The organism is Nocardia sp. NPDC050712 (assembly GCF_040654295.1).
Classification (GTDB): domain Bacteria; phylum Actinomycetota; class Actinomycetes; order Mycobacteriales; family Mycobacteriaceae; genus Nocardia.
Genome location: NZ_JBFAHT010000007.1, coordinates 126153 through 150982 on the forward strand (window position 1 = coordinate 126153; position 24830 = coordinate 150982).

22 protein-coding genes are annotated in these 24830 nt (G+C 68.9%); 12 read left to right on the top strand and 10 right to left on the bottom strand.

Translation table 11 applies throughout. The features are described from left to right. Positions 1 to 33 precede the first annotated feature (33 nt). The 6 genes from AB0H76_RS38235 (at position 34) to AB0H76_RS38260 (ending at position 5641) form a co-directional block, all read left to right on the top strand. Complete coding sequence (locus AB0H76_RS38235; protein WP_357332459.1) at positions 34 to 942, top strand: class I SAM-dependent methyltransferase; 909 nt, start codon at positions 34 to 36, stop codon at positions 940 to 942. Beyond that, a complete protein-coding gene (gene argH / locus AB0H76_RS38240) occupies positions 939 to 2360 on the top strand; it encodes an argininosuccinate lyase (RefSeq protein ID WP_357332461.1) in 1422 nt (473 codons plus the stop codon). Before AB0H76_RS38235 ends, argH begins: the two co-directional genes overlap by 4 nt. Positions 2361 to 2390: 30 nt before the next feature. Continuing rightward, on the top strand, positions 2391 to 2714 hold the full coding sequence (locus tag AB0H76_RS38245; protein ID WP_357332463.1) for a multidrug efflux SMR transporter: 324 nt from the start codon (positions 2391 to 2393) through the stop codon (positions 2712 to 2714). A 113-nt stretch (positions 2715 to 2827) separates the two neighbouring features. Beyond that, entirely contained in the window at positions 2828 to 3625 is a 798-nt protein-coding gene (locus AB0H76_RS38250) for an ATP-binding cassette domain-containing protein (protein WP_357332465.1), read from the top strand. Further along, a complete protein-coding gene (locus AB0H76_RS38255) occupies positions 3622 to 4647 on the top strand; it encodes an ABC transporter permease (protein ID WP_357332467.1) in 1026 nt (341 codons plus the stop codon). The genes AB0H76_RS38250 and AB0H76_RS38255 overlap by 4 nt, the downstream gene beginning before the upstream one ends. A gap of 28 nt (positions 4648 to 4675) precedes the next feature. Further along, positions 4676 to 5641, top strand: coding sequence for an ABC transporter substrate-binding protein (locus AB0H76_RS38260; protein ID WP_357332469.1), 966 nt, complete (start codon positions 4676 to 4678; stop codon positions 5639 to 5641). A 5-nt stretch (positions 5642 to 5646) separates the two neighbouring features. Here the strand turns inward: AB0H76_RS38260 and ilvA are convergent, their stop codons facing one another. The 8 genes from ilvA to AB0H76_RS38300 all read right to left on the bottom strand — a co-directional run bounded on the left by ilvA (position 5647) and on the right by AB0H76_RS38300 (position 13695). Next, the gene (ilvA, locus tag AB0H76_RS38265) at positions 5647 to 6867 is read right to left on the bottom strand and encodes a threonine ammonia-lyase (RefSeq protein ID WP_357332471.1); all 1221 of its coding nucleotides are present in this window, start codon (positions 6865 to 6867) and stop codon (positions 5647 to 5649) included. A gap of 127 nt (positions 6868 to 6994) precedes the next feature. Then, a complete protein-coding gene (locus AB0H76_RS38270; RefSeq protein ID WP_357332473.1) occupies positions 6995 to 7690 on the bottom strand; it encodes an HAD family hydrolase in 696 nt (231 codons plus the stop codon). Beyond that, positions 7687 to 8859, bottom strand: coding sequence for a serine hydrolase domain-containing protein (locus AB0H76_RS38275; protein WP_357332475.1), 1173 nt, complete (start codon positions 8857 to 8859; stop codon positions 7687 to 7689). The genes AB0H76_RS38270 and AB0H76_RS38275 overlap by 4 nt, the downstream gene beginning before the upstream one ends. A gap of 70 nt (positions 8860 to 8929) precedes the next feature. Beyond that, on the bottom strand, positions 8930 to 9280 hold the full coding sequence (locus AB0H76_RS38280) for a hypothetical protein (RefSeq protein WP_357332477.1): 351 nt from the start codon (positions 9278 to 9280) through the stop codon (positions 8930 to 8932). A gap of 262 nt (positions 9281 to 9542) precedes the next feature. After that, entirely contained in the window at positions 9543 to 10100 is a 558-nt protein-coding gene (gene idi / locus AB0H76_RS38285; RefSeq protein WP_357332479.1) for an isopentenyl-diphosphate Delta-isomerase, read from the bottom strand. Then, on the bottom strand, positions 10097 to 10963 hold the full coding sequence (locus AB0H76_RS38290; RefSeq protein ID WP_357332481.1) for a geranyl diphosphate 2-C-methyltransferase: 867 nt from the start codon (positions 10961 to 10963) through the stop codon (positions 10097 to 10099). Before AB0H76_RS38290 ends, idi begins: the two co-directional genes overlap by 4 nt. A gap of 6 nt (positions 10964 to 10969) precedes the next feature. Next, positions 10970 to 12274 (bottom strand): family 2 encapsulin nanocompartment cargo protein terpene cyclase, encoded by a 1305-nt coding sequence (locus AB0H76_RS38295; RefSeq protein ID WP_357332483.1) that lies wholly within the window; start codon positions 12272 to 12274, stop codon positions 10970 to 10972. A 14-nt stretch (positions 12275 to 12288) separates the two neighbouring features. Then, positions 12289 to 13695: a family 2B encapsulin nanocompartment shell protein gene (locus AB0H76_RS38300; protein ID WP_357332485.1), complete on the bottom strand. Its 1407-nt coding sequence runs from the start codon at positions 13693 to 13695 to the stop codon at positions 12289 to 12291. 732 nt (positions 13696 to 14427) lie between these two features. On the opposite strand from AB0H76_RS38300, the gene AB0H76_RS38305 reads away from it, so the two are divergent. The 6 genes from AB0H76_RS38305 (at position 14428) to AB0H76_RS38330 (ending at position 22468) form a co-directional block, all read left to right on the top strand. Continuing rightward, positions 14428 to 15213 carry a hypothetical protein gene (locus AB0H76_RS38305; protein WP_357332487.1) on the top strand — a complete coding sequence of 262 codons (786 nt, stop codon included), beginning with the start codon at positions 14428 to 14430 and terminating at the stop codon, positions 15211 to 15213. A gap of 161 nt (positions 15214 to 15374) precedes the next feature. Continuing rightward, positions 15375 to 18293 (top strand): AMP-binding protein, encoded by a 2919-nt coding sequence (locus tag AB0H76_RS38310; protein ID WP_357332489.1) that lies wholly within the window; start codon positions 15375 to 15377, stop codon positions 18291 to 18293. 128 nt (positions 18294 to 18421) lie between these two features. Then, a complete protein-coding gene (locus AB0H76_RS38315; RefSeq protein ID WP_357332547.1) occupies positions 18422 to 20605 on the top strand; it encodes a hypothetical protein in 2184 nt (727 codons plus the stop codon). Between the two features lie 13 nt (positions 20606 to 20618). Next, a complete protein-coding gene (locus AB0H76_RS38320; RefSeq protein ID WP_357332491.1) occupies positions 20619 to 21071 on the top strand; it encodes a GtrA family protein in 453 nt (150 codons plus the stop codon). Between the two features lie 141 nt (positions 21072 to 21212). Then, positions 21213 to 21734 (top strand): L,D-transpeptidase, encoded by a 522-nt coding sequence (locus tag AB0H76_RS38325; protein ID WP_357332493.1) that lies wholly within the window; start codon positions 21213 to 21215, stop codon positions 21732 to 21734. A 134-nt stretch (positions 21735 to 21868) separates the two neighbouring features. Continuing rightward, on the top strand, positions 21869 to 22468 hold the full coding sequence (locus tag AB0H76_RS38330) for a methyltransferase domain-containing protein (protein WP_357332495.1): 600 nt from the start codon (positions 21869 to 21871) through the stop codon (positions 22466 to 22468). Here the strand turns inward: AB0H76_RS38330 and rffA are convergent. Together rffA and AB0H76_RS38340 are read right to left on the bottom strand one after the other, a co-directional pair. Continuing rightward, complete coding sequence (gene rffA, locus AB0H76_RS38335; RefSeq protein ID WP_357332496.1) at positions 22465 to 23607, bottom strand: dTDP-4-amino-4,6-dideoxygalactose transaminase; 1143 nt, start codon at positions 23605 to 23607, stop codon at positions 22465 to 22467. The two genes, AB0H76_RS38330 and rffA, sit on opposite strands and share 4 nt — an antisense overlap. After that, positions 23594 to 24691 carry a glycosyltransferase gene (locus AB0H76_RS38340; RefSeq protein WP_357332498.1) on the bottom strand — a complete coding sequence of 366 codons (1098 nt, stop codon included), beginning with the start codon at positions 24689 to 24691 and terminating at the stop codon, positions 23594 to 23596. Before AB0H76_RS38340 ends, rffA begins: the two co-directional genes overlap by 14 nt. Between the last annotated feature and the right edge of the window lie 139 nt (positions 24692 to 24830).

Here is a 24830-nt window from a genome sequence, read left to right on the forward strand (position 1 = left end):
TGGGCTACGACCGTTTCGGAAAGGGCGAGTGCGATGCGCAGCGACGACGACAGTTGGGACATCACCAGCAGCGTGGGGTTGACCGCGCTCGGTGTCGCCGTGATGCGGGCCAATGAGACCCGCCGCGCGGACGCCCTCTTCAGCGATCCGTTCGCGGAGGTGCTGGTTCGTGCGGTGGGTCAGCCGCTGTGGACCCGGCTCGGCAGCGGCGAGCCAGGGCCCGAGGAGCAGGCCCTGGCCGACGCCTACGCGCCGATCGCCGCCGGCCTCGTGGCCCGCACCAGCTATTTCGACGACTACTTCGCCGCGGCCGTCGCGGCGGGTATTCGCCAGTTCGTCATCGTCGCCGCAGGTCTGGATGCCCGGGCCTACCGGCTGGAGTGGCCTGCGGGCAGCGTCCTGTTCGAACTCGATCTGCCCGCCGTGCTGGAGTTCAAGGCCGCCGCGCTGGCCGGGTACGAGCCGAGGGTGGTCCGGCGCGAGGTGGCGGCCGACCTGCGTCAGGATTGGCCGAAAGCATTGCTGGACACCGGCTTCGATCCCGAGTCGCCGACCGCGTGGCTCGCCGAAGGGCTGCTGCGCTACCTGCCCGGCGACGCGCAGGACCGGCTGTTCGACGACATCGTCGCGTTGAGCGCGCCGGGCAGCCGGTTCGCGCTCAACACCGTGCTGGAAGAGTCGGAGCGCGACCACGAACGCAATCGGGAACGCGCCGATCTCGGCGCGCCCCTCGGTCTCGGAGTCGACCTGGATCAGCTGTTCTACTCCGCCGACGAGCGTTCGAACCCGATCGAGCGGTTCCGCCGCGAAGACTGGGACACCCGGTACACCCACCCGTCCGACGTGCTGGCCGCCCACGGTCGTGAGCTGACCGAGGCCGCCGACCTGGACAAGCACATACTGATGACCGCCATCCGACCCGGAGGAGACAGCACACGATGACCGAGGCCCACGGCACCAACGAAGGCGCGCTCTGGGGTGGACGTTTCGCGTCCGGTCCGGCGGCGGCGATGGCGGCGCTGAGCAAGTCGACGCATTTCGACTGGGTGCTGGCGCCGTACGACATCCGAGCGTCCAAGGCGCACGCGCGAGTGCTGCACAAGGCCGGTCTGCTCTCCGAGGGTGATCTGTCCGGCATGCTGGCCGGGCTGGAACAGCTTGCCGCCGATGTGGATTCGGGCGCGTTCGGGCCCGCGGAGTCCGATGAGGATGTGCACGGTGCGCTGGAACGTGGCCTGATCGAGCGGGTCGGCACCGAACTCGGCGGGCGGCTGCGGGCCGGGCGTTCGCGCAATGATCAGGTCGCGACGCTGTTCCGGATGTGGCTGCGCGAGGCCGCGCGCCGGGTCGCCTTCGGTGTGCTCGAGGTGGTCGACGCGCTGGTCGCGCAGGCGGCCGCGCACCCCGATGCCGCGATGCCGGGCAAGACCCACCTGCAAGCCGCCCAGCCGGTGCTGCTGGCGCACCACCTGCTCGCGCACGCGCACCCGCTGCTGCGCGATATCGACCGGCTCCGCGATTTCGACAAGCGGGCGGCGGTGTCCCCGTACGGGTCCGGCGCGCTGGCCGGTTCCTCGCTCGGCCTGGATCCCGAACAGATCGCGGCCGAACTGGACTTCACCGGCTCGGCGGCCAATTCGATCGACGCCACCTCCAGCCGTGACTTCGCGGCCGAGGCCGCGTTCGTGCTGGCCATGATCGGCGTCGACCTGAGCCGCATGGCCGAAGAGGTGATCCTTTGGAGCACACCGGAATTCGGCTACATCACGCTGGCCGACGCCTGGTCCACCGGTTCCTCGATCATGCCGCAGAAGAAGAACCCGGACGTCTCCGAGCTCACCCGCGGCAAGGCGGGCCGGCTCATCGGCAACCTCACCGGCCTGCTCGCCACGCTCAAGGCCCAGCCGCTGGCCTACAACCGTGACCTCCAGGAGGACAAGGAGCCGCTCTTCGACTCGGTGGCCCAGCTGGAGCTGCTGCTCCCGGCCATCGCGGGCCTGGTCTCCACCCTCACCTTCCACACCGACCGGATGGCCGAGCTGGCCCCCGCCGGCTTCACCCTCGCCACCGACATCGCGGAATGGCTTGTCCGCCAGGGTGTTCCCTTCCGGGTCGCGCACGAGGCGGCGGGCGCCTGTGTCAAGGCCGCCGAAGCCCGCGGCGTCGGCCTGGCCGACCTCACCGACGAAGAGTTCGCCGCCATCGATCCGGCACTGACCCCGCAGGTCCGCGAGGTGCTCACGGTCCAGGGCTCGATCGCCTCCCGCAACGCCCGCGGCGGCACCGCGGGCGTCCAGGTCGCGGCCCAGCTCGACGAGGTCCGCACCACCGCAGCCGAACTGCGCACCTGGTTGCGCTGACCCCGGGCGGGCGGCGGATATCCTGCGGCAATGACCTTGCTGTTGCTGGCGGTGGCCATCGCGTCCGAGATCACCGCGACGGTGTCGCTGAAGTTGTCCGAGGGGTTCACCAAGCTGGTGCCGTCGATCGTGGTGGTGATCGGTTACGGGTCGGCGTTCTACTTTCTGTCGCAGGCGCTCAAGCGGGGGATGAACCTCGGTGTGGCCTATGGCATCTGGTCGGCTATCGGGGTCGCGGCGGTGGCCGCCATCGGAGCGCTGTTCCTGGGGGAACGGCTCACGCTCGTTCAGGTCGGCGGGATCGGCCTGGTCATTCTCGGCGTGCTGGCCCTGGAACTCGGTGGGGCGCACTGAGAGTGGTGCCGTACCACTTTCGGTGAATCACCCCGGCGGGGGAGCGGGTGCTCGTACGATCGGGCGATGGACTGGTCGTTTGGTCAGCCGAGTCCACGGGGGGTGGACCGACGATGACGTCGCAGGAACAGCCGCCGGATGCCGGGGGCGGCGCGGTCGTGCTGGAGGCCCGGGAGCTGATCAAGCGCTACGGCGGCGTGGAAGCTCTGCGCGGCGCCAACTTCCGGGTTCGGGCCGGTGAGGTCGTCGCGCTGATCGGGGACAACGGCGCCGGGAAATCGACTCTGGTGAAGAGTCTTTCGGGCGCCGAGCAACCCGACGGCGGCACCATCCTGCTCGACGGGAAACCGGTGGTGCTGAACACCCCGACCGCCGCGCGCAAACTCGGCATCGAAACCGTGTATCAGGATCTGGCGGTGGCGCCCGATCTGGATCCGGCCGCGAACCTGTTCCTGGGCCGTGAGCTGATGCGTGGCGGCCTCGCGGGCAAGCTCGGCATGCTGGACAAGACCGCGATGCGAAACCAAGCGGTAGAACACTTCCGGCGCCTCGGCGTCACCTTGCAGCGCACCGACGTGCCGATTGGATCGCTCTCGGGCGGCCAGCGGCAGAGCGTCGCGGTGGCCCGCGCCGTCATGTGGGCCAGCAAGGTCGTCTTCATGGACGAGCCGACCGCCGCGCTCGGCGTCGTGCAACGCGAACGAGTACTCGATGTCATCCGCCGGGTCCGCGATGAAGGCATCGCCGTCGTGCTGATCAGCCACAACATGCCGGAGGTGCTCGCGGTCGCGGACCGGATCGAGGTGCTGCGGCTGGGCCGCCGGGTGGCCCGGTTCACCGCCGCCGAAGCCACCCTCGAGCATCTGGTCGCCGCGATGACAGGCGCGCTGTCCCAAGAGGAGGCCGCGTGAGCGACTCGGATGCCGGCGCGCTGCCGGAACGCACGGTCCGGCAGCGACTACTCGGTGCCGGCACGGTGTGGATCGGGGTGGTGCTGATCGGACTGTGCCTGGTGTTCAGCATCCTGCGCCCGGACGCTTTCCCCACCCGCTTCACCTTCCAGACGCTACTGATCGAAACCTCTGTGCTGCTTGTCCTCTCGGTCGGAATGACCTTCGTCATCATCACCTCCGGCATCGACCTGTCCGTCGGCATGGTGCTGATCTTCGCCGGAGTCATCGGCGCGAAGACCATGGAGTGGCTCAGCCCGAACGAGGACGCCACCGGGGCCGGCTGGGGCCTGATCGGCCTCGGCTTCGTGGGAGCCGTTGCGGGCGGCGGGATCTGGGGCCTGCTCAACGGACTGCTGGTGGCCAAGGCCAAGATTCCGCCGCTGATCGTGACGCTGGGCTCCTTCGGCGCGGCACTCGGCGCGGCCCAGCTCATCACCGGCGGCGTCGACACCCGGACGGTGCCCGACAAACTGCGCAACACGCTGGGCTTCGGCACCTCGCTCGGCGGTATCCCGAATCTGGTGCTGGTCGCGACCGTGGTGACGGTGCTTGCCGCCTGGGTCCTGCACACCACCAGGTTCGGCCGCTACACCTACGCCATCGGTTCCAGCGCGGAGGCGGCCCGGCGCTCCGGCGTCGCGGTCACCCGGCACCTGGTGCTGGTGTATCTGATGGCCGGATTGCTCGCCGGGCTGGCGGGTTTCATGAATCTGGCGTACTTCGGCACCACCACGATCGGCGGGCACACCACCGACAATCTGGACGCGATCGCCGGTGTGGTCATCGGCGGCACCAGTCTCTTCGGTGGTGTCGGCTCGGTGGCCGGCACGGTGATCGGCGTCTTCATTCCGTCCGTGCTGAAGAAGGGGTTCGTGATCGTGGGCGTGCCGGTGTTCTGGCAGCCGATCGCGGTGAGTGTGGTTCTCGTGGCGGCGGTCTGGTTCGACCAGGCCCGGCGCCGGGCGCGGAACCGGAAATAGGAGTCCGCAGCAACAAGGAGGTTCGAGGATGAGGAATCGAGTCGGGGTCGTGTTCGGCGCGCTGGTCGCCGGGGTGCTGGTGGTGAGTTGCACCGGGAACGTGGGTGATTCGGGTGGCGGCGACAGCAAGAAGCTGGTGCTGATCCCGGGTGTCGCCGACGAGCCGTTCTACATTTCCATGCAGTGCGGGGCCGAGGCGAAAGCCGAGGAGCTGGGTTATGAACTCAGTACCCAGGCGCCCACGAAATTCGATGCGGCACAGCAGACTCCGGTCCTGAGCGGCGTGGTCTCCAACAAGCCGGGCGGCATCCTGATCGCTCCGACCCATGCCACCGCCATGGCCAGCCCGATGAAGCAGGCGCGCGATGCCGGGATCAAAATCATCGAGGTGGACACCGCCCTGGACGACACCTCGGTGGCCCTGTCCTCCATCGCCTCGGACAACACCAAGGGTGGCGAACTGGCCGCGCGGACCCTGGCGAAACTGATCGGCGACAAGGGCCCGGTCCTGGTGATCAACACCAAGGCCGGCACCTCCACCACCGATGCCCGCGCGCAAGGGTTCGAAGCCGCGGTCAAGGCGTTCCCCGGAATCACCTCGCTCGGTGTGCAATACAACAACAACGAAGCCGCCCAGGCCGCCTCGATCGTCACCGCGACCCTCGCCGCCCATCCCGACCTGGCCGGGATCTTCGCCACCAACCTGAGTTCCGCGGAGGGCGCCGCCACCGGTCTGCGCAACGCAAACAAACTCGGACAGGTCAAACTCGTCGGCTTCGACGCCAGCCCCAAGCAGGTCGAAGACCTGAAGGCAGGCACCGTGCAAGCGCTGATCGCCCAGGACCCGGCCGGTATCGGCGCCCAGGGCGTCGAACAAGCGGCCGCCGCCCTCGAAGGCAAGCCGGTCACCCGGACGCTGCGCACCGACATGGTCGCTATCACGCAGAGTGACATGGACGCTAACGCGAAGTACTTCTACAAGCGCAAGTGCTGAGGGGCCTAATCCTCCACTCGCACGGCGTAGTCGGCGTTGATGAGCGCGTTGAGGACGTCCCGACGGTGGTCCGGACCGCGAGTCTCCAAGGTGAGGGAGACTTCGACCTCGTGCACCGCCAGCCAGGTGCCGACGCGGGAGTGTGCGACGTCGACGACGCTGGCCCCGGTCTTGCCGACGACGGTCAGCAGGCTGCTCAGCGCGCCCGGTAGATCGGAGATGGTGATGCTCAGGGCGAGGTAGCGGCCCGCGGCGCTGAGCCCGTGCCCGATCAGCCGGGTCAGCAGCAGCGGGTCGATATTGCCGCCGGACAGGACCGCGCACACCGGGCCGCGCAGCTCCAATTCGGCCGGGGTGTAGCTCATCAGCGCCGCGACCGCCGCCGCGCCCGCCGGTTCCACGATCAACTTGGCGCGTTCCAGGCACAGCAGCAGTGCCTTGGACAAGGACTCCTCGTCGACGGTCACGATGCTCGGCCCGTGCGCGGCGACATGCGCGAACGGCACCTCGCCCGGCAAGCCCACCGCGATGCCGTCGGCCATCGTCGACATTCGCGCGACCCGGACCGGCTTGCCGGTCGACAGCGATTCCGGCCAGGCCGCGGCTTCGGCCGCCTGCACCCCGATGACCCGCACGTCCGGCGCCAGATAGGCCAGCGCGATCGCGATCCCCGCCAGCAGGCCGCCGCCGCCGGTCGGCACCAGCACCGTCCCGACCTCGGGTACCTGCTCGAGGATCTCCTGTGCCACCGTCGCCTGCCCCGCCACGATGTCCGGATGATCGAACGGGTGGATCAGCGTCGCCCCGGTGCGCAGCGCGAAATCCTGCGCCGCTTCCAGCGCCTCGTCGATGGTCTCGCCCACCTGCCGCACCTGCGCCCCATAGGCCTTGGTAGCCGCCAACTTCGGAATCGACGCCCCGACCGGCATGAATACCGTCGACTCCAGGCCCAGCGAGGTCGCCGCCCACGCCACCCCCTGCGCGTGATTCCCCGCACTGGCCGCCACCACACCCCGCGCCCGATCCGCCGCGGGCAGATTCGCGATCCGGTTGTAGGCACCCCGCGGCTTGAACGACCCGGTCCGCTGCAAGTTCTCACACTTGAGGAACACCTCGGCCCCCACCCGCTCCGACAACACCCGCGACGCCACCACCGGCGTCCGCCGCATCACCGGCGCCAGCACCGCCGCCGCCGCCTCGATCTGTCCCAGCCCGAGCAACTCCATGCGCCCATGCTGCCACCCCCACGCCGATTCGTCCCACGACTCGTCGATCTCACCCACCCGGCACGGTTCCGCCCAGTCGACTGGTGCTCTGGCATGCTCGCCACTGCGTTGCTGGTGCGCGCGGCGCTCAGTCAGCCTTCAGCAGCGGGGGAAGTTCGGCCAGGCTCGTGATGCGCAGTACCTCGGCGGGCAGGTGGGCCGCGCTGTCCGCGCGATCCAGCCAGATCGCGGTCAGGCCGGCGTCGCGGGCGCCGAGGGCGTCGATGTCGAGACGATCGCCTACGTAGGCGACTTCGCTCGGCGGCAGATCCAGTGCGGCGCAAGCGGCGTGGAAGGCCGCGGCGGCCGGTTTCGCGTGACCGAGTTCGTCGGCGCACAGCACCACGTCGAAATAGTCACGGATGCCCAGTGTCTGGAGCTTGCGCTCCTGGTTGACCACCGAGGAGTTGGACAGCACCGCCTGGCGCGCCAGGGGTGCGACGGCGGCCAGCGCGTCGACGGAGTCGGGAAACAGTGTCCAGCAAGACTGGTAGTGCGCGATGTAGCGGCCGAACCACTCGTCGGCCTCGGCGTCGGAGAGTTCCGTGCCGAGGAACACTCGCGCCCGGCAGCGCCGGTGCTCGAAGATGTCCACCTCCCCGGCGAGGAACCGGACGAACTCCGCCTCCATCACCTCCTGCCAGCGCCGCACCGCCGGCTCCGCCCCGCCGTGCGCGTCGAGCAACCCCTCCGCCGCGAGATGGCGCAGCACCCCGGCCCGGTCCGAGCCCGAGTAGTCGAAGAGGGTGTCGTCCACATCCCAGAGCACGGCCCGCAGGGTCATGCGTGCTTGGCGATGTTGTGGGCGATCGTGCCCAACCGGGCCAGGCGGGCATCGCCGAGCGGGGTGAGTCTGCCGCCGAGGCGGTTGGTGACGAAGCCGAGCGACATCCCGGTGGCCGGGTCGGCGAAGGCGCCGGAGCCGCCGAGCCCGAAGTGGCCGAAGGCTGAAACCGGGTCCGCCTTGGAGGGTTTCATCGGGACGCCGTGAAAGCCGAGCGCCCAGGGGATCCGGAAGGCCAGCACATAGTCGGGGGTGAAAACCTGGCGCTCCCGCATGGTTTCGATGGTTTCCGGGCGCAGCAACTGGTACCCGTCCAGCTCTCCGCCGTTGGCGAGCGCACCGTACAGCCGCGCGAGCGAGCGGGCCGAGAAGACGCCGTTGACACCGGGCATCACCGAATCGTGCAGGCGCGGATCGGAAACCAGCTCGGCGAAGCCGGTGGGGGTGGTGTCGGCGGCCGCGCCGAACTTGGTCCGGGCGATCAGGTTGCTGCTGCGCTCCCAGCTCATCCCGGCGATGGTCAGGCGCGGGAAGTTGGGCGCGATGCGATGCCGCTCGCTGTCCGGGACCCGGAACCAGAGGTCTTGGGCGCCGAGGGGTTCGGCGATCTCGGTGCGCAGCAGCTCGGTGAACTTCGAGCCGGAGACCCGGCGGATCAGCTCGGCGACCAGGTGTCCGTAGGTGATGCCGTGGTAGCCGCTGGTGACCCGGTGCCGCGGGTCCGGCGCCGCGGCGGCGAGCGCCGCGGTCACCGCCGCGTCGTCGAGGAAGCCCTCGGCGGGGCCGGGCAGCAGACCGCGCAGCCGATGCAGGCCCGCGCGGTGACTGAGCAGTTCGCGCACGGTGATGCGCTCCTTGCCGGCGGCCGCGAACTCGGGCCAGTACTCGGCGACGGGGGTGTCGTAGCGCACCAGATCCCGTTCGGCCAGGCGGTGCAGCAGCGTGGACGCGACGCCCTTGCCGGTGGAGTACGCCATGGCGACGGTGTCGTGCTGCCAGTCCCGCCCGGGGGCGGCGATACCGGCCCACACGTCGACCACGGGTTCGCCGTGCTGATAGACGGTGAGCGCGCCGCCGCCGTCCTCGGGTTTGCGGAACAGTCGGTCGAATTCGGCCACCAGCCGTACATATCGGCGGTCCACGAACTGTGTGGTCGGAACGTCGGTCATCGTCGATCAGCCCTTCCCGTCTCCCGTACAGCGTAAATCAGCGTCGGGGACGGGCGCGGGGGAGAGGGGCTCAGGCGGCGACGGCCAGGCTGAGCTCCGCGAGGGCGGCATCGGGATCCGCGACGTCGACGACCAGGCGGGTGTAACCCGGGCCGGCCAGATCGATGAGGATGGCGTGGCCCTGGAAGTTGGTGTCCCAGAACTCTTTCCGGCCCTTGCCGCGGAAGGTGCCGGCCGCGATCGCGCCGGGGAAGAAGGCGCCGGGTGTGCGGATCCACGGCGGGCGCAGATCGACCTCGGCGATGCGCACCCCTCTGATCGCGGCGACATCCAAGGTGACCTCCTCGCGCAGGGCGAGCAGGCGATGTCCACCGAGCACGTGGACCTTCACCGTGTCGTCCGAAACTTCGACCTCAACCATCGCACACCTCGCTTGCCGGAGACTTCGGTACACCGACCAGCATCCGCCGCGCTGCTGGCGGGACCCTGTGGCGTACCTGTGAATTGCCCAAGGTTCCGCGGACGCGGCCTGGGCTCGACAGTGAAGTTGTCGCGCGGGACTGTGCAGTTGTTACAGACATCCCACCATCTAGATATGCGCATCCTTATATGTGAGTGGCACACCCGGGGGGTGCCAAACATTTGCTGAATGCTCGGATTACAGAACGGCATTGACGGAAGGGTCAGACCCCGGCTTCGGTGGCGATCTTCAACACCGGCGCCAGCCAAGGCGTGTAGTTCCCGGGCTCCGCCGACATGGCATCGCGCAACTCCTGCGGCGACACCCAGACGAAGTCCGCGACCTCCGCGGGATCCGGCCGCGGCACACCCGCGGCCAGCTTGCCGATGACAACGTGATCCCACTCGTACTCCACCCGCCCGGTCACCGGATCCTGCGCCTGATAGACGAACTCGCCCACCTCACGCAGCGGCGTCGCCAGCCCGAGCTCCTCGGCCAGCCGCACGGCCGCGGCCGCCTCGATGGGTTCGCCCGGCGCCGGATGCCCGCAGCAGGTGTTGGCCCACAGCAGCGGAAACCGCGTCTTCACCCCGGCGCGCTGCTGCAACAGCACCCGCCCGGCGTCGTCGAACAGCAGGACCGAGAACGCGCGATGCAGCCGGCCGGGCGCGGTGTGCGCCTCGGCGACCGGGCACGCGCCGACCGCGCGCCCGGCCTCGTCCACGAGCTCGACGGGCAGGGCTTCGCGGTCGGTCAACGCTCCGGCCTGGTGATCGGTCACCGACCCACCTTATCGGCGGCGATCATCAGGTACTGGAAGCTCCCCTCTCGGTACGAGGTCAGGAACGGCTTCTCCACTCCGGTCGCGAGTTCGGAATGGGTGCGCAGATCCCAGTAGGGGATGGTCGCCGCGGTGAGGTCGACGACGTCGATCGGCACCAGGTTGTTGGCCGCCAGTGCGCGGAAGTACTCGCCGCGCGGATGGATCATGCAGCCGTAGTGCGCATCGATCGCGCTGACCGAGGACGAGCGTCCGCCGGTGACGTCGTTGGAGCAGCCGGTGATGCAGACGTAGCGCCCGCCCGGCTCCAGCAGCCGCGAGAATTCCGCGAACAACTCGAAGAGGTCGACGTACATGGTGGTCTCGTTGGTCCAGATGCCGCGGCGCGATCCGGTGTCCAGACCGGTCTCGAGCATATTGCGGAAGTGGAACCGCACCTTGTCCGCGACGCCGCGCTCGGCGGCCTGGGCGTTGGCGAAATCCACCTGGTACTGCGAGATGGTGACGCCGTCGACCTGGCAGCCGAACCGCTGGTTGGCCATGAAACTGGTGCCGCCGCGCCCGGATCCGCCGTCGAGCAGCCGGTCGCCGGGGCGGACGTCGCCGAGATGGTCCAGCAGGAAGGTGGCCTGCGCGGTCTCGAGCCGGTGCAGTTCGGTGACGAGGCGCTGCTGCCGGGTCTCCTCGGGCCCCTCCAGCACCGACAGATCGGGTTCGCCGATGCCGTAGTGATGGTGGTAGAGGCCGTCGACCTCGCCGAGTTTGGTGTTGACCCGATCGTCGTTCGGATTGTTGTTCCAGTATTCGGCGACGGACTTCTGGTAGCGGGTCCGCAGAACCGCTTCGGGATCGAGCATGGTCATTCTGGATCATCCTCTCTCGGTGACTCGGTAGCGCTTGCTGTCGGCATGCCAGGCGCGGTTGCCGCCCATCCAGGCCCACAGCCCGAACAGGAACCGGCGCAGTTCGGGTGAACCCGCGGCGGCCAGCGGTGCGGCTTCGGCTTCGAAGCGGTGCACCAGTTCGTCCTGGATGGCGGCGGTGTGCAGGACCGCTTCGTGCCGGGAACAGTTCTCCTCGGCGGCGAGCACGGTCGGGAGGTTGAATTCCCGGCCCTGCGATTGGTCTTCGCGCGCCATCGAATACAGGTCGTTCACCATCTGCGCGGCGAGCGCGGCGGTGGTGACCACCCGGCGCACCCGGGGATCGGTGTATTCGGCGGCGCACAGCTCGTAGCCGCCGAGTACGTCGATGGGCGCCATACAGGGCAGGAAGCTGTGCGGCTGCCGGTTGGTCAGGTACTCCCAGACCGGTGGCATCCGCCCGGCTGTCCGCCAGCCGGCTTCCGCGCCCAGGGCGATGAACCAGCCCGCGATCTCGGTCCGCAGCCGGGCGAGCTGAGCGTCGCCGGCATAGCGCGACAGGTGCTCGAAACTGGTGCGGAAGGCACGCAGGATCGGGTCGGCCTGCAAGGCCTGCTCGAGTCGCGGCGCGTAGCGGGCCGGCAGGTGGACCGGATCCATGGCGGCGGCGGCCAGTTCGAGTCGTGGCCCGAGTTCGGCCTCGGCGCTCGACAGTGTGCCGTCGGGGGCGTGATCGTCGGCGTCCTCCTCGCAGTAGTAGTCGTCGACCGACCATTCCGAGACCGCGCACTTGGCGGCCGCCAGCAGCCGGTCCGCGTCGTCGCAGTCGGGGTGGGCGAGCATGATCAGCCGGCCGAAGTCGGCATCGCGGAGTTCGCCGAGTCGCCCTTCGTACAAGCCGATCTCGGCGGCCCAGGCGATCAGCCCGTCGTTGACGGCCACGGCGAGTGCCGGGTCGTCGCGCAGCGGCGGCGGGCAGTAGAGCGGGGGGATCGCGGGACCGGCCGGCCGGAACTGTGCCGCTCCGGCCCCTAATCCGCTCGGGCCGGACGGTATGCGCCAGGGTGCCGCGGTTTCGGCGGCGGCCGGTGGCGCCGGCGTGGGCAGCGGTATCCGCAGTCCCGCCGCGCCCAGGCCGCTGGGACCGAGCAGGCGCGGGGGACCCGCCCGCTGGGTGCCGGTCGATTCGGGCGCGTCGCCGAGGACCAGCGTGGCGGGCGCGCTGGTGTCGAGGTTGGTCAGAAGCGCGGCGACGGCCGCGGCCACCTCGTGGGTGGCAGCGGGCGCACCGGCGCGGGAGAGCACCGACATCGGAGCACCCCCGGCTAGTCGGCTTGCCGGGCGACCAGGACGTTGTCCAGCATGCCCAGCGCGTCGGGGACCAGGACCGCCGCGGAGAAATAGCAGCTCACCAGGTAGGAGATGATCGACTGATCGTCGATGCCCTTGAATCGCACATTGAGGCTGGGCTCGTATTCGTCGGGAATGCCGGTCTGGTGCAGCCCGATCACACCCTGGTCCTTCTCCCCGGTGCGCATGGCCAGGATCGAGGTGGTCTGGGTCGGGCTGACCGGGATCTTGCCGCACGGGAAGATCGGGACACCGCGCCAGGCCGGCACCCGATGCCCGTTGACCTCGACCGGATCGGGATAGAGGCCGCGCTTGTTGCATTCGCGGCCGAACGCGGCGATCGCCTTCGGGTGCGCGAGGAACAGTTTCGTGCTGCGCCGCATGCTGAGCAGCTCGTCCATGTCGTCGGGCGTCGGGGCGCCGGACTCGGAGTAGATCCGCTGTTTCAGGTCGCAGTTGTGCAGCAGCCCGAAGTTCGGATTGTTGACCAGTTCGTGTTCGCGGCGCTCGTAGAGCGCTTCGACGGTGAGCCGCAGCTGTTGCTCGACCTGGTTCATCGGATCGTTGAACAGGTCCGCGACCCGCGAGTGCACGCGCAGCACGCTCTGCGCCAGGCTGAGTTCGTATTCGCGGGGCGCGACGTCGTAATCGACGTAGGTGCCCAGCAGTTCCGGCTCGCCCTCGTGGCCGGAGGATATCTCGATGTTCGCCTCGCCCTGCCGGTTCTGCGCGGGGGTGGGGTCGGTGGCCACCCGTTCCAGATGCTCGCGCAGTTCCGGCACCCGATCCAGGGCCTGGTCCAGCGCGGCCCGGGGGAGCGTCAGAATCGTGGTGGGCGTGACGGTCTTGATTGTGACGGGCCAGATGGCCGAGGGATCGATGAGGGTGTCGTCGCCGAAGAAGTCACCGTCGGCGAGTTGCCCGAGCATGGTCTGCTCGCCGTATTGCCCGGTGCCGTATTTGTTCACCTTGCCGTGCACGATCAGCACGACCTGGTCCATCGGATTCCCGAATTCGGCGATCACCGTGCCGGCCTCGAGATCCTGCTGTTCGAAACGGCGGCCGAGTTCGGCCAGCGCGTCCTCGTCGGAGAATTCGTGCAGCTGGTGCAGTTCTTTGAGTTCCAAGGGAATCACCTTGGCCGCACCGCCATTGATGGCGAAGGTGACGATCCCGTCGCCGACGGTATAGGTCAGGCGCCGGTTCACGCGGTAGGTGCCGCCGTTGACCTGGACCCAGGGCAGTGCGCGGGTGAGCCACCGGGAACTGATCGCCTGCATCTGCGGGACGGATTTGGTGGTGGTCGCGAGTTGCCGGGCGGCGGTGGTGCTGAGACTTCTGGCCTGGTCCTCGGTGCGCGCGGGCATTTCTTCGATGGTCATGCGTTGACCTCATCTCGACATACCGGAAGGAGCGAATTGAGTTACGCGACAATGCGTTTCAGGGACGCGTCGATGATAAGGGGAAGAATCGGCGAATTGCCCGGCAATGATCGAAATTCGTTTTGGATGGTTACGACACGGACTCGATTCGCGAAATAGTCCGGACACAAAAAACCGCACGCCCGGAATGTCGCGCTGGGACGGACATTTCGGACGTGCGGTGCGGAAGCATCCTGATCGGCGGCTCAGGATGCGCCGGATAGGTGCCAGCCACTTGCCCGGCCCGACCGGCAGCGATGGCTGCGTGCGGCCGACGATCGCGGGACGGCGCGGCGGCGCGCGGTCGATAGTCGGTACGTCGGGCCGTCGGAACGGCTTAGGTGAAACATCTTCCTCCACTGAACGATTCGTAACGGTTTCGCGGCTCAGCGCGACACGACAGGTGGAGCGAGTGCTGAGCGGTGGTGCTGAGCTGCACGGGTTCACGTCGAACGGCAGGCCGAGTGCGGCCTGCGGGATCGGCGATGGGGCGGCCGATCTGCGCGGCAAGGCTTGTGAACGGCATGAAATATAGGGCGGGAACCCGCAGGTACGCAGCGGAATTCGCAGATTGCCGAGATCGAATTCGGATGGTAACGACACGTCGTCGATCCGGACACCGACCGATAACGCCGACGAGCAATTCGTGGCGCTACCGGGAAGTTTGCTAAACGGTAGCTAGAGTTCCGGCTCATGTTCACATGGATCTACGGGCTGCCGATCTGGCTGGTGTTCGTGCTGATGACCGGCGTGCCGGTCGTGCTGACCTGTGCGGGCATCGTGCTGGCCCGCCCGACCGTGCTGCGGATCTTCGGCCCCGAACCGGGCAACAACGACACCGTCATCATGGTGCTCACCGTCGGCGGGGTCTTCTACGGTTTGCTGCTCGGCCTGATCGCCGCGGCGACCTACGAGTCCAACGACCACGCGCAGAGCCTGATCGCGGACGAGGCCGCCGCGGTCGGCACGCTCTACCGCGAGGTGGGTGCCTACCCGGATCCGGAACGGCTGGTGCTGCAACGCGACCTGGTCGACTACACCGAGGACGTGCTGACCGTCGTCTTCCCGAAGCTGCGCGCCGGGGAGGAGCCGATGGGCGGCACCGCGCTGGTCACTCGCTTCCAGGGTCATCTGCTGGCGTTCCAGCCGGACACCCCGGCCGAGGAGATCGTGCACGCCGCCACCATCGAGCAGTTCGCCGCGTTCGACTCCGACCGCCGCCACCGGATCAACGCCAGCCAGGGCGGCATCCCGAACGTGCTGTGGTGGGTCATCCTGGTCGGCGCGGCCATCAATATCGCGCTGCTGTGCCTGTTCAGCCTCAAACGCGGCGCGCACCTGCTGCTCGGCGGCCTGTTCGCCTTCTTCCTCGGCACGATGCTGTTCCTGATCGCGGCGATGGACTATCCGTTCCGCGGCGACCTGAGTGTGAGCCCGCAACCGTTCGAGAGCATGTACGACAATGTGATGCGGCCCTGAGCCCGGAACTTGCACTGCCGCCCACGGGCCTGTCATCGATATGGGAAGCTCGTGGCAACACTTAGACGGCGTGCGTCTTCGGGGACCGGGAGGATGTTCTTCCCGGTGCGCCACGCCGCGACGCGTGGCGGGCGTGCAGGGTAGGGCCAGGAGCGATCGTGATGTTCAGTTCGAAAGATGTGGTGGGATCGGTGCAGCGGTTGATGGCAACCGCGCAGAACGGTCTCGAGGTGATTCGTTTCGGCGGGCTCACCCATGATGTCGAGTCGTCTCCGTTCGAGGTGGTCGAACGCCGCCGCATGTATCGACTGCGCCGCTATTTCCCCGAGGACACCACCCCGGGCCGTCCGGTCGCGCTGCTCGTCCCGCCGCTGATGGTGAACGCCGATATCTGGGACGTGAACGCCGAGGACGGCGCGGTCGGAATCCTGCATCGCGGGGGAGTCGACTGCTGGGTGGTCGACTTCGGCTCACCCGCCTCCGAGGAGGGCGGCTGGCAACGCGACCTGGCCGACCACGTGCTCGCGGTGAGCCGCGCCATCGACACGGTGTCCGAGGCGACCGGCGCCGGCGTGCACCTGATGGGCTACTCGCAGGGCGGCATGTTCGCCTATCAGACCGCCGCCTACCGCTTCGGCAAGGGCGTGGCCAGCATCGTCACCTTCGGCAGTCCCGTCGACGTGGTCGCGGGCATGCCGTTCGGGCTGCCCTACGGGCTGGTCCGCGAGGTCGCCGATTTCGTCGCCGACCACGTCGTCACCTGGCTGCCCATCACCGATTCCATGGTCCGCTTCGGCTTCCAGATGCTCGATCCGGTGAAGACGGCCAAGGCCCGCGTCGACTTCCTGCGCCAATTGCACGACCGCGAAGCGCTGCTGCCCAAGGAACGCCAGCGCCGCTTCCTCAACAGCGACGGCTGGGTCGGCTACGCGGGCCCGGCGGCCGCCGACCTGCTCCGCCAGTTCGTGGTGCACAACCGGATGATGCTGGGCGGCTTCGTGATTCGCGATCAGCCGGTCTCGCTGGCCGCGCTGAAGTGCCCGATCCTGGCGTTCGTCGGCGAGGTCGACGACATCGGCCAGCCCGCCGCGGTGCGTGGCATCGTGCGCGCCGCGCCGAACGCCGAGGTCTACGAGGCCAGCCTGGTGGCCGGGCACTTCGGCCTGGTCGCGGGCAGCACGGCGACCAATCACACCTGGCCGCTGGTGCGGCAGTGGATCGACTGGATGGATCGCGACCGGCCGCTGCCGGAGGAGATCTTCCCGATGACCGAGCATGTGCCGACCACGGGCCCGCGCACCGCGGCCACCCGGGTGGTGCACACCGCCGCCAGCCTGGCCGAAGCCGGCGCGGGCGTGGGCAAGGCCCTGGAGGGGATCGCCGGCAACACCGTGCGCGGTTCCATCGAACTGGCCGGCGAGGCGGCGCGCGCGCTGCCCCGGCTGACCCGCCTGGGCATGATCCAGCCCAACACCCGGGTCTCGCTGAGCCGCTTGCTCGCCGAGCAGGCCCGCCGCGCCCCGCTGCGCGAATGCTTCCTCTTCGACGACCGGATGCACACCAACGCCGCCGTCAACGCGCGCATCGACAACGTGGTGCGCGGCCTGATCTCGGTCGGCATCCGGCCCGCGGCCCGGGTCGGCGTGCTGATGGAGACCCGCCCCAGCGCACTGGCCACCGTCGCGGCCCTGTCCCGGCTCGGCGCGGTGGCGGTGCTGCTCGCCCCGGGCAGCGAGGTCCAGCGCGCCGTCGAACTCACCGGCATCACCGCCCTGGTCACCGATCCGGACAACCTGCGCCAGGCGGCGGCCACCGGCGTGCGCGCGCTGGTGCTCGGCGGCGGCGCCGACCGCGAACTGGACCTGCCGCTCAGCGATCAGGTGATCGACCTCGAGCAGATCGATCCGGCACAGGTCCGCCTGCCCGCCTGGTACCGCCCCGATCCGGGCCTGGCGCGTGAACTGGCGTTCGTGCTGGTCACCGGCACCGGTGAGCGCCTGGAGACCAAGTACATCAGCAACCACCGCTGGGCGCTGTCGGCGTTCGGCACCGCCAGCGCCGCCGACCTGGACCGGCGCGACACCGTGTATTGCCTGGCGCCGCTGCACCATTCGTCCGGTCTGCTGGTCAGCCTGGGCGGTGCGATCGCGGGCGGCAGCCGGATCGCGCTGGCCCGCTCGCTCGACCCGGCGAAGTTCGCCGAGGAGGTGCACCGCTACGGCGTCACCGTGGTGACCTACACCTGGACCATGCTGCGCGACATCCTCGACGCCGAGGTGTTCCCGGCCGGGCACGCGCACCCGATCCGGTTGTTCATCGGCTCCGGCATGCCCGCGGGCCTGTGGCGGCGCACCACCGAGCAGTTCGCCCCGGCGCGCGTGCTCGAGTTCTACGCCTCGATCGAGGGTGATGTGGTGCTGGCCAACGTGACCGGCGCGAAGGCCGGGTGCAAGGGCCGGCCGGTGCCGGGCACCGCGAAGGTCGAACTCGTCGCCTTCGACCCGGCGACCGGGCTGATCCGCAACGACGAATCCGGTTTCGCGCGGCGCTGCGCCGACAACGAGGTGGGCCTGCTGATCGGCAAAGCCTCCGAGGCCGTGGACATCTCGGCGGGCGGCCTGCGCGGGGTGTTCAGCCGCGGCGATTCCTGGATGCCGACCGAGAACCTGTTCCGCCGCGACAGCGACGGCGACTACTGGCTGGTGGACCGCAAGGACACGGTGATCCTGACCGGGCGCGGCCCGGTCTACACCCAGCCGATCGTCGACGTGCTCAACGACATCACCGCGGTCGACATGGAGGTCGCCTACGGCCTGCACGTCGGAGACCGCTGCCTGGCGGTGGCCGCGGTGAGCGTGCGCGCGGGTCTGCGACTGGACGCCAAGGACGTCACCGAGGCGCTGCGCGCGCTGGAGGCCGATCAGCGGCCCGACATCGTGCACGTGGTCGCCGAGATTCCGCGCAGCTCGTCCTACCGGCCCTCGACCCGCGCCGTGCAGGCGGCCGGGCGGCCACAGCCGGGCCCGGACACCTGGTGGTACAACCCGGAATCCGACTCCTACGAAGTCCTGACCGACTGAACGATCCGTTCGGCGTGAGCGCCGTGTAGGGTCTGGAACTCGTGGTGGACAGTGGAACTCGCGAGCTGGCCGTTCCGAGCGACCGGCAAGCAGTCGCAAGCGAGCGAGCCGTATACAAGTGGGGCGGCATTACCGCGCTCGGCGTCGTCGCGGGCTACCTCGCGGTGCTGCTGGCCAACGTCCGGCATTTCTACACCGACGACACCGAATCCCAGTACGCGCCACTGTGGGTGATGCTGGGCCGGCGGTTGCGGGACGGGCAGCTGCCCACGATGGTTCCCGAGCACTGGATGGGTGGCAACTACACCATCGAGGAAGCGGGACTGCTGAATCCGCCGCAGCTGCTGATCGATCTGTTCGCGCCGTCGGCACCGAATCTCGCGGCCTACGCCACGATGGTCAAACTGTTCTTCGCGATCATCCTGGCGCTGGGCGTGTACCGGGTCTGCCTGGTCTACGGGGCACGCGCGCCGTGGGCCGCGGTCGCCGGCATCTGCATGCCCTTCACCGGCTGGATGCTGTTCTTCGACTCCTCGACCTGGTGGACCGCGCTGACCGGCACCGCGTGGCTGGTGCACGCCTGGGCCTCCGGCGTGCGCTACGCGCGCGGCCGCTCCGGCCCGATCCCGACCTTCGTCTTCCTCTATCTGTGCCTGTCGGTGCAGTACATCTTCCCGGCGGTCGAAGCCGGGATCATGATCGGCGCCGTGGTCCTCGGCGAGTGGATCTATCAGAAGCAGTGGCTGCCCTCGCTGCGGCTGGCCACCGCCGCGGTCTGCGCGGCGCTCGCCGGGCTGGCCACCTATCTGCCGAGCGCGCTCTCGGCCAAGGCGACCTGGCGCGGCACCGCGCAGGTCAACAACGATCAACTGCTCACCGTGCCGTGGTCGGAGACGCTGAACGCCAGCCTGCCGAGTACGTTGCCCGCCTTCAATTCCTGGTGGGGTTACGTGCAGCCGATGCCGGTGGTCTACATCGCCTGGTTCCTGATCCCGGCGCTGGCCTTCGTCGACTGGGGCAAGGCGCGCGCGCACGTCCGCGAGCTCACCGCGCCGCTGTTGTTCACGGCGCTGATGCTGTTCTGGACCGCCGGGCCCGGCACCATCGGCCCGCTGCGCTGGCCCGCCCGGGTGCTGCCGATGGTGGCGCTGGGCCTGCTGGTCCTGGTCTGTGTGCTGCTGGGCCGTTTCGCGACCGTGCGGGACTGGCGCAACCGCGGCGTCGTGGCCGCGCTGCTGGTCGGGTTGCTGTGGGTACGTTCGTATTCGGCCGCGCCCAACCAGGTGGGCTGGCACCTGGCCGCGGTCCTGGTGGTGCTCGGGCTGGGCGCGGGCGCGGTGTGGCTCGGGCTGAACCGCGGCCTGACCGCGGCGGCCGTGCTGGTCATGGTGTCCGTCGCGCCGATCGCGTGCTGGCAGGTGCAGCACGCGCAGCCGACGCCGCTGGGCTGGAACCTGCCCGAGAAGCGCGCGGACATGAAAGCCGCGTTCCCCGAATTCCCCGGCACCACACTGCAATTGGCGGATCGCGCGCTGATCCCGCCGGGGGAGCGCACGCTCGACGGCGCCTACGGGTCGCTGGTATTCGGCAACTACGCCAAGAATCTGGAAAAGAACTACGTCAGCGGCTATACCCCGAACGGGCACTTCTGGTTCGGCGAGACGCTGTGCATGATCTGGGACACCAGCGTCTGCCCCGACGCCTACCGCCGCGCGTTCGCACCCGAGCCGAGCACCGGCAAGACCATCGTCGACCTGATGAACATCGATCGGGTGGTGCTGCAGAAAGCGCTGTACCCGAACGCGGTCGACCAGCCCGCGCCGGCCGGCTGGAAGTGGGTCGACTATCCCGGCCACGAGCGCTACATCGCCGTGCTCGAGCGCGTGGACGGGCTGATCTCCACCAAGAACGGCCGCGTCTCGGCGGTGTCCGGGGTGACCGCCACCTCGGCGTCGGAGTCCGACACCGAGAGCCGGGTCCGCGTCGATTCCGCGAGCGGCGGCCAGGTGGTGTTCGCGCGTCTGGCCTGGCCGGGCTACACGGCCACCCTGAACGGCACCGAGATTCCGGTCGAGCAGGTCGGCAAGGTCTTTGCCGCCGTGCGCATTCCGGCGGGCACGACAGACGGCGAGCTGGTGCTGTCCTGGAGTCCGCCGGGCTGGGGCATCGGCGCCGGCGCCGCGATTTTCGCGCTGCTCGATATCGCCCTGCTGCACTGGATCTACCTGCGCGGCAAGCGCCGTAAGGCGAACGAGCCCGAGGAACCGCACGCACCCGAGAAGCCCGCGCCCGAGCCGGTGGGCGCGGTCTGATATGAGTAGAGCCGTGAACACGATCGCGACAGAGCCCGATCCGGGGCCCCTGCTGCGGCTGGTGCGCCGCCAGGAGATCGCGTTCGCGGTGGTCGGCGGGGTCAACACCGCGATGGGCATGGCGCTGACGGTGATGTGGCTGAAGATCTTCGGTGATCGCGTGCCCGCCGCGCTCGCACCCGCCGCGGCCTACGCGGTCAGCATCGTCATCGCCTTCGTGCTGCATCGCACCCTGGTATTCCGCGTGCACGGCCACGTGCTGCGCGATTTCCTGGCCTTCTGCGGCGTGAACTCCGGTGGGCTGCTGATGAACATGGTGCTGTTGCAGGTGGCCGTCTCGGTCCTGCACCTGCCCGACATTCCGTCGGCGGTCGTGGTGATGGGTCTGGTCGCGTGCGTGAGTTTCTTCGGTCACCGGCACATCTCGTTCCGTCGCAAGCCGGTTCCCCAGCCCGACGCCGCCTGAGCACGGCCCGCCGCCCTCGGATACAGAACGGTTACGCCCTCGCAAGAGGCGTTGACCGTCTCACCGCACGTCGGTAAGGATCGAAACCATCTCGACATGTTTCGTTCAACCCCGGCGTGAGCCCAGGAGGTCGGCGTGATGATGAGCAGCATTCGTGGACGAAGAACATCGGCCGGATACGCCCTGCTAGTGGGCATCGCCGCGGCCGGACTGTTATCGGCGCCGACGGCACACGCCGACCCACTCTGGCCCGGCGGCCCCGACGTCCCAGGCGTACCGGCCCTCGTCCCGCCCTTGCCCGCCCCACCGGTGAACGCACCGTGCACCTCGGCCGGCGCGCGGGTCTGCATGAGCAAGTCGATGAACGAGGCCTGGTTGATGGAGGACGGGCGGGTGACCTACGGTCCCACCCCGATCTCGCACGGCCGGCCCGGCTACGAGACCCCGCCCGGTGTGTTCAAGGTCGCGTTCAAGAAGCCGTTCCACTGGAGCACCATGCACAACGCCCCGATGGAGTGGGCGGTGTTCTTCAATGGTGACATCGCCACCCACATCGGGCCGATCGAGGAACAGTCGCACGGCTGTATCCGGATGGTGCCCGAGGGCGCCGAGGCGCTCTACAACCACGTCAACCCCGGCGACATCATCGAAGTCGTCGAATAATCCCGTCCCCGCCGTGATCCGGTCCGTCTCGTGCGTCGAGCGGGCCGGATCTCGGTGCGGATCAACCGGATTCACCTGGCATAGTTGTCACCGATGCCGCAGCCGATGATCGACGACTGTCCAGGGGAAACCTCGTGAGTACCAGCCTCATCTACCGCAACCGCACCCTGTACGAGGTGCTGATGCGCGGACTGTACGGCCGGTACTACACCGCCCGCTATCGCGCTGTGGCCGCGGCGATTCCGGCCGGCGCGAGCGTGCTGGATCTGTGCTGTGGCCCGGCGACGCTCTACACCCGGTATCTGCGGCAGCAATCGATCGACTACACGGGGCTCGATCTCAACGACGGTTTCATCACCGAGCTCACCAAGGCCGGTGGCCGAGGTCTGGTGTGGGACATGAACTCCGACGCCGCGCTGCCCGCGGCCGACTACGTGCTCATGCAGGCCAGCCTCTACCACTTCCTGCCGGACCCGTCCGCCGTCGTGGATCGCATGCTGACCGCGGCGCGGGACCAGGTGATCATCGCCGAACCGATCCGGAACCTGGCGACCAGTGACAACCGCGTGCTCGCGGCCATCGGCCAGCGGTTCACCAACGCGGGCACCGGCGCGCAGGCGCACCGCTTCACCGAGGACTCGCTGGATGAGTTCTTCGCCCGCTACGCCGAGCGCGTCGTGCGCAGTGAAGTGATCGCGGGCGGCCGGGAGAAGCTCTACGTGCTCTCGGCCTAGACCGTGAACGCGGTGACGGCCTCGACCACGCGCGCGATCTGCGCGTCGGCCAAATCCGGCCACAGCGGCAAACGCACCACGGTGGCGGAGAATTCGGCGCTGCGCACACACGGCGCGGGGGTGCGGCCGAGCTTCAACCCGGCCGGGCTGGAATCCAGCGGCACGTAGTGGAACGGCGCCACGATGCCGCGCTCGCGCAGGTGCGTGATCAGGTCGTCGCGGCGCGCTTCGGAGGGCGTGCGTAGGTAGTACAGATGCGCGGTGTGCTCGCGATCGGCGGGCACCCGCATCAGCCGCACGTCGTTGCGCGCGGCCCACTCCGGCAGCGCGGCGGCGTAGGCGTTCCACACCCGGTGCCGTCCGGCCTGGATGACGTCGAACTCCGCGAGCTGCGCGTCGAGCACCGCGGCGTTCAATTCACTGGGCAGGTAACTGGAGCCGATGTCCTGCCAGGAGTACTTGTCCACCGCGCCGCGCAGGAACCGGGCCCGGTCGGTGCCCTTCTCCCGGATGATCTCCGCGCGCGCCATCAGGATCTCGTCGGTGAGCAGCAGCGCGCCGCCCTCACCGCAGTGCACGTTCTTGGTGTCGTGGAAGCTCAGCGTGCCCAGCGTGCCGATGGTGCCCAGCTTGCGGCCCTGCCAGCTGCCGCCGAGGCCGTGCGCGTTGTCCTCCACGATCGCCAGGCCGTATTCGCCCGCGATCGCGAGCAATCCGGTCATGTCCGCCGCGACGCCGCCGTAGTGGATGACGACCACGGCCTTGGTGCGCGGCGTCACCGCGGCGGCCACCGAGGCCGGATCCAGATTGCCGGTCGCCAGGTCGATATCGGCGAACACGCACGTCGCCCCGCGCAGTGCCATCGAGGTGGCGGTGGAGGTGAAGGCGAAACTGGGCACGATCACTTCGTCGTCGGGGCCCAGTTCCAGCAGCAGCCCGGCCATTTCGAGCGCGGAGGTGCAGGAGGTGGTGAGCAGCGCGTGCGGCGCCGCGGTGATCGCCTTCAGCTTCGCGGTGGCGGCGGCGGTGAAGCGGCCGTCGCCGTGACTGTGATCGGAGGCGAGGACCGTCTCGAGATTGGGCAGCTCCCCCCGCGCGCGGTAGGGCCGGCTGAAGATCACGCGGTCAGTGTTCGACACGATCGGTCCCCCTACTGGCGACGGTGCTGGACAGGTCCCGCGCCGGCTCGGCGGCAGGGCGCGGTGTCGGCGAATCTACCGTCAGATACAGGGGTTTGCCTACCAGCACGTGCAAGGCGACACCGAGATACTCGGCGATCAGGCCGAGGGAGAACAGGATCGCGCCCGAGACCAGCAGCAGCACCACCATGAGCGAGGTCCAGCCCTCGGGCGCCCAGTTGTCTCTGGTCAGCGCCTCGTAGGCGAACACGGCGGCCAGCGCGACACCGATCAGCGCCAGCGTGACGCCGAGCAGGCTGACCACGCGCAGCCCGCGGGTGCCGCTGCACAGCACCATCTTCCAGAACAGCGAGAACAGCCGGCGATAGTTGTAGCCGGATTCCTCGCGGCCCTCGGCGCGCAACGCCACCGGCACCTGCGCGACCCGGCCGACCACCCAGGTCAGCGCCACGTCGAGATAGACGCCGTTGGAGGCCACCCCGGCGAGCTGACGGCCGATATCGCCGCGGATCAGCCGGTAGCTCTCGAAGCGGGTGGAATCGGGGAAGGCGAAGACGGTGGCCAGCACGATCTTCGCGCCGCGCGAGGTGATGTTGCGCAAGAAGCCGTGCGGGCGGGTGTTGCTCGGCTTGGAGTAGACCAGGTCGGCGCGCTCGGTCAGGGCCGCGTCCAGGAAGGCGCCGATGGCGCCGGGATCGTGCTGGCCGTCCTCGTCCATGGTGACGATCCAGTCGGCGCGCGCGGCGGACATGCCGGCGATGGTCGCGGCGTCCTGCCCGTAGTTGCGGCTGAGCCAGATGACCCGGACCTCGGGGTAGGCCTGTTCCAGTTCGGCCAGCACCACATCGGAGCGGTCCGGGCCGTTGTCGTGCACGAGGACGATCTCCTCGATGACGTACGGGACGCCGCCGGGGCTGGTGCCGGGCTCGGTCATCCGATGCAGTTCGGCGACCAGATCGCCGATGGTGTGCTCGCCCCGATAGATCGGCACCACCACCGACACCGTGTGCGGCCCACCCGCGCCCGGACGGCCGCCATTGCCGTTGGACCCGGCGGTGCTGGAGCGTACGGGGGGAATCGGCATCTGCTGAATCGACTTTCGCTATCGGTGCGTGCCGGTACTCCTGGCCTGACGTGTAGAGACCGAGCGGCCGAACTCTAACACGGTGCGAGTTCGGTGCTTTCGGCGCTCATCACGGGGCACGGTAGGGTACGGGACTCGT

Bases quoted from the DNA above. Each gene is read 5' to 3' on its own strand.
- AB0H76_RS38300 (WP_357332485.1), bottom strand. From the start codon at position 13,695: ATGACCATCGAAGAAATGCCCGCGCGCACCGAGGACCAGGCCAGAAGT.
- ilvA (WP_357332471.1), bottom strand. From the start codon at position 6,867: ATGGAGTTGCTCGGGCTGGGACAGATCGAGGCGGCGGCGGCGGTGCTG.
- argH (WP_357332461.1), top strand. From the start codon at position 939: ATGACCGAGGCCCACGGCACCAACGAAGGCGCGCTCTGGGGTGGACGT.
- AB0H76_RS38325 (WP_357332493.1), top strand. From the start codon at position 21,213: ATGAGCAGCATTCGTGGACGAAGAACATCGGCCGGATACGCCCTGCTA.
- AB0H76_RS38290 (WP_357332481.1), bottom strand. From the start codon at position 10,963: ATGACCATGCTCGATCCCGAAGCGGTTCTGCGGACCCGCTACCAGAAG.
- AB0H76_RS38280 (WP_357332477.1), bottom strand. From the start codon at position 9,280: ATGGTTGAGGTCGAAGTTTCGGACGACACGGTGAAGGTCCACGTGCTC.
- AB0H76_RS38270 (WP_357332473.1), bottom strand. From the start codon at position 7,690: ATGACCCTGCGGGCCGTGCTCTGGGATGTGGACGACACCCTCTTCGAC.
- AB0H76_RS38340 (WP_357332498.1), bottom strand. From the start codon at position 24,691: ATGCCGATTCCCCCCGTACGCTCCAGCACCGCCGGGTCCAACGGCAAT.
- AB0H76_RS38250 (WP_357332465.1), top strand. From the start codon at position 2,828: ATGACGTCGCAGGAACAGCCGCCGGATGCCGGGGGCGGCGCGGTCGTG.
- AB0H76_RS38305 (WP_357332487.1), top strand. From the start codon at position 14,428: ATGTTCACATGGATCTACGGGCTGCCGATCTGGCTGGTGTTCGTGCTG.
- AB0H76_RS38275 (WP_357332475.1), bottom strand. From the start codon at position 8,859: ATGACCGACGTTCCGACCACACAGTTCGTGGACCGCCGATATGTACGG.
- AB0H76_RS38260 (WP_357332469.1), top strand. From the start codon at position 4,676: ATGAGGAATCGAGTCGGGGTCGTGTTCGGCGCGCTGGTCGCCGGGGTG.
- AB0H76_RS38235 (WP_357332459.1), top strand. From the start codon at position 34: ATGCGCAGCGACGACGACAGTTGGGACATCACCAGCAGCGTGGGGTTG.
- AB0H76_RS38245 (WP_357332463.1), top strand. From the start codon at position 2,391: ATGACCTTGCTGTTGCTGGCGGTGGCCATCGCGTCCGAGATCACCGCG.
- AB0H76_RS38310 (WP_357332489.1), top strand. From the start codon at position 15,375: ATGTTCAGTTCGAAAGATGTGGTGGGATCGGTGCAGCGGTTGATGGCA.
- AB0H76_RS38295 (WP_357332483.1), bottom strand. From the start codon at position 12,274: ATGTCGGTGCTCTCCCGCGCCGGTGCGCCCGCTGCCACCCACGAGGTG.